Raw genomic sequence first — 3,895 nt, 5'->3', positions numbered from 1 at the left:
GAACAGCGTTCGGATTAATTTTACAATCTACCATAACTGCTATACTAAAAGTGAAAAGAAGAGGAGTGATCGTTTTGAAATTGTATCAAAGCCTTACCCAAGTCCAAATCAACGAACAATTCGCTGGTCAAGCAACCGGCTACAAGCTTTCCACGACCCTTGATAAGCCGCTGAACTACGATCCAACGATTCTCTATCAGTATTTGGATACCGTCCTGAAACCGGGCAGTCGCCACGACGAAAACAACTTGCGCTACGTGACTGATCCGGGCTATATCGGCGAAAACTTTAATTACCAAAGCGTCCCGTTTACTTCGCACATGACCGAATTCGACGAGAAGATGGCCTTCGCAGGCAAACTGGTGGCCGACCTTAATCGTCATTTATCTGTCAACATCAAACCGGAAGATGAAACTATCGAACTGGTCTTTGTTGACTAAAGCAACCGTGTTGCCCTCCTTTCCTAGTCGCGATGCTTCTCTCCTGATCATTTGCGGCTAAGTACCCAGTCAAGCATGCTTAGTTGCAACAAAAATGACCGTCTACATTTTGGTAGGCGGTTATTTTTGTAGATGCAAAGCACGAATTCGCAGCTATACCGCTTTCTTCGCGACTTCCTTTGGTAACGTCAACGCCAACAGCAAGCCAATCAGGCCCACGCCAGCAAACACAGCGAAGGTAACAGCAAAACCGCCAGCATGACTTCGCAGCGTGGTTTGCATGCCATCCAACAACACTGTGGCGAACATGACACCGGCAGAACCGAATAACTGACGAGCCGTCGTTGTAACCGCAGTGCCGTCTGCCACGAGCTCATTCGGCAAAGCATTCGCGCCAGCCGTCACTGAAGGCATCATCACAAAGGCATTGCCGGCTTCAGTCGCCATCGCCAACATAATTGCCCCAATCAGCGGTAAATGATGGGCAAAGACTGCTAACAGACCAAAGCCGCCAGTAATCAACAACATGCCAATCATGGCCACGACACGCGGTCCAAAGCGATCCAGTAGGCGCCCGCTAATTGGATTCAAAATACTCAGCAACACCGCAGCTGGCACTAAGGACAAGCCAGAAATCAACGGTGACAAACCAAGTAGCGTTTGAAAGTAAAGCGGCATCAGGATAGTGGTGACAATCAAACCGACGTATGAAATTCCGGTCAGAAACACCGCTTTAGTAAACATACCAGTGGCAAAAACTCGCATTTGCAACATTGGTGGTTGGCGATTCAATTGCCGAACAACGAAAATACCAGCTGCCAGAACGCCTAAAATCAACAAACCAACCACGCCAACAGTTAAGCCTTTTTTCGACAAAGCACCCAAGGCATAAAGTAGAATTGGAAAACTTGCGGATAAAAGGAAGGACACCCAGTCCAGTTGCGTCGGTTGCAATGGCATGACAGACGCAATGGTCACCGTTGAAACGGCCAGCACAAGCAGCGAAACGACCAAGAAGAACAAGAATAAAGCCTGCCAAGGGAACCATGTCAGCAAAACACCGGAAATAATCGGACCGACTGCCAAGGCTGAGCCCATGACCAATCCCGCCGTGCCCATCACCCGACCACGCTCACTATGCGGCGTAATCGTCAGCAACACGGTCTGGAAACTCGGGAAAATAATCCCGACCGCAATCGCTTCAAGCAACCGGCCAATCATGAGCACGGTAAAACTCGGTGCCCAGATACATAAGCCTGTCCCAATGGCAAAAATGAGTTCAATCGCTTGGAAAAGCCGTTGGAAAGTAACATTATGCAACAGCCATGGGCTAACCGGAATCATCAAGGTCATCACCAACATAAAGCCGGTTGTCAGCCAAGCAACTGTATCCGCTCCTAAACCAAAAGCTTTCATAAAAGCAGGATAAGCGGTGCTTAAAGAAGACTGAGAAATTGACATCGAAAAGGTACCTGTCAGTAACGTGGCGACAAAAGCCCCGCGATGTTTGATCGTTGGAGAGTGCATATTAAAATCATCTTTTTCTATATTAGTATTGTGGGACGTTTACATTTTCATTCCCATTTTTTCATAAGACTGCATACCGCCCATCCAAATCTCAGATGGTTTGACGCCACGTTCTTTAGCCAAGGCCATCATTAACGTATCCATATCCATCAATTTATATTCTTGCTTTGGCTTGGCTGGATCGAATGTTTCAATCTGTGCCATCATGCCGCCATCTTCGTGCTCAATGATATGGCAGTGATACATATAAACCCCTGGCAAATCAAAGCGAACCAGCAGCCGAACCGTTTCACCAGGATTCACGCCAATTGTATCTTTGAAACCATGTTCATTTGGATACGGCGCATGCCCATTCCGCGACAAGACTAAGAATTGGGTTCCATGCACATGGAATGGATGAACCATTCCAGGCGCATCATTGCTATTGGTAACATCCCAGTACTGGGCTTTGCCAATTGGTTGCGTGGCATCAATCCGCTGCATGGCAAACTTTTTACCATCAATCGCAACACCTTCGTCCATCCCCTGCATCACAACGTGGCGAACTGGCAAAGCCGGGTCAACCACTGGTGCCTTCACATCGAACAACTTATCAGGCAAGGTAGTCTGATCCGGTTTGAACGCATGAATGCGGAACTTTAGCAATGGCACATCATCCGTATATAAGGTGACCTCGTCGCCTTCATGGTATTGGCCAAAATCAACAATCACTTCGGCACGCTCAGCACAAGTCAGCATCAAATGGGTAAATTTGACCGGCTCCGGTAACAGTGAGCCATCCCCGCCAATTTGCGTAAATGGCAGGTCATCGGAAAAATGCAACCGCCATTCACGGCGATTAGCACCATCCAGAAAACGCAACCGGACCTTTTGCGTGGTGACATCAAAATAGGGATTGATTGTACCGTTAACCATTGCAGTTGGCCCAGCAACACCGTCAGGATCATAATCAGCCCGGTAGTCCCACTGGTTGTTCTCATGAAAACGCCGGTCTTGCAAAATGACCGGAATATCGTCAACGCCATAGTTCCTTGGCAATGGCAGGCTGGCTTCATGGTCGTCTTTGACAATCACCATGGCAGCCAAACCATGCCAAACCTGCTCGGCTGTGGATGGGCACGGATGCGCGTGCAGCCACAAAGTCGTCGCCGGTTGTTCCAATGTGAAGTCGATATGCTTACTTTCACCCGGATAAACCGGCGCATGGCATCCGCCATCAACATAAGGGCCACTGACATTAGCCCCATGCCAATGAAAAGTGGTCAACTCAGGCAGGGTGTTTTTCAGTGTCACATGCGTATGCTGACCACGGCGATACACAATCGTCTGACCTAACAGACTGGTATTATAGCCCCACGTCTTGGTCTTCGCCCCAGGTAACAGTTGCGTTTCCCCAGCCTCTGCTGTCACCGTGTAATAAATGTCGGTCGCCGTCTCTTTATCCGGTTTCAACAACGGCGGCACATTTAAGGGCTTCTCAGGCGCATCACTGACCTCAAGCGGCACGTACCCGCCATCGTGGAGATCAAACGCTGGCTCATCAAAGAAATAGTCCGTATAGGTTTTCATCGTGATTTCCCCCTCTGACAAGAATTTTAACACTTTTTAGGATTGCCATAAACATAATTTAGAATTAATTTAAAGTAGTATCGAAAAATGGTATAGGTCTTATCCATACACTTGAGGAGGATTTTCATGCAACAAATGTCGAAAACAAAAATTAGCAAATCAAATTGAGTTACTAAAATTGGCAGGAGCAGAAAAAATCTTTCAGGAAAAGTTTACCGGCACAACTACTGAACGACCGGAGTTTCAAAAACTGTTGCGCGCTCTAAAAACAGGTGATACTTTGATTGTCACTAAGCTGGATCGGTTTGCGCGGAACACGCGCGAGGCATTAGCCATTATCCAAGAGTTGTTTAAAGAAA

4 protein-coding genes are annotated in these 3,895 nt (G+C 47.7%); 2 read left to right on the top strand and 2 right to left on the bottom strand.

Annotation, left to right across the window (positions count from 1 at the left end; genetic code table 11):
- Positions 1–74: 74 nt before the first annotated feature.
- A complete protein-coding gene (locus FC65_RS12165) occupies positions 75–440 on the top strand; it encodes a hypothetical protein (RefSeq protein WP_056972039.1) in 366 nt (121 codons plus the stop codon).
- 153 nt (positions 441–593) lie between these two features.
- On the opposite strand, the gene FC65_RS06770 is transcribed toward FC65_RS12165, so the two are convergent.
- Together FC65_RS06770 and FC65_RS06765 are read right to left on the bottom strand one after the other, a co-directional pair.
- Positions 594–1,967 (bottom strand): MFS transporter, encoded by a 1,374-nt coding sequence (locus tag FC65_RS06770; RefSeq protein WP_003690687.1) that lies wholly within the window; start codon positions 1,965–1,967, stop codon positions 594–596.
- A 39-nt stretch (positions 1,968–2,006) separates the two neighbouring features.
- A complete protein-coding gene (locus FC65_RS06765) occupies positions 2,007–3,536 on the bottom strand; it encodes a multicopper oxidase family protein (protein WP_056972038.1) in 1,530 nt (509 codons plus the stop codon).
- A gap of 163 nt (positions 3,537–3,699) precedes the next feature.
- Here FC65_RS06765 and FC65_RS06760 point away from each other — a divergent pair.
- Positions 3,700–3,895, top strand: a 196-nt coding sequence (locus FC65_RS06760; protein ID WP_162257054.1) for a recombinase family protein, incomplete at its 3' end; no start/stop codon positions are given.

Origin of the sequence: Ligilactobacillus acidipiscis DSM 15836 (assembly GCF_001435755.1) — a bacterium.
Classification (GTDB): domain Bacteria; phylum Bacillota; class Bacilli; order Lactobacillales; family Lactobacillaceae; genus Ligilactobacillus; species Ligilactobacillus acidipiscis.
Note: the sequence above shows the minus strand (reverse complement) of the source record. Positions and strands in the feature narration are given on the sequence as shown.

Coding starts and splice junctions, on each gene's coding strand:
- FC65_RS06770 (WP_003690687.1), bottom strand. CDS start 1,967: ATGCACTCTCCAACGATCAAACATCGCGGGGCTTTTGTCGCCACGTTA.
- FC65_RS06765 (WP_056972038.1), bottom strand. CDS start 3,536: ATGAAAACCTATACGGACTATTTCTTTGATGAGCCAGCGTTTGATCTC.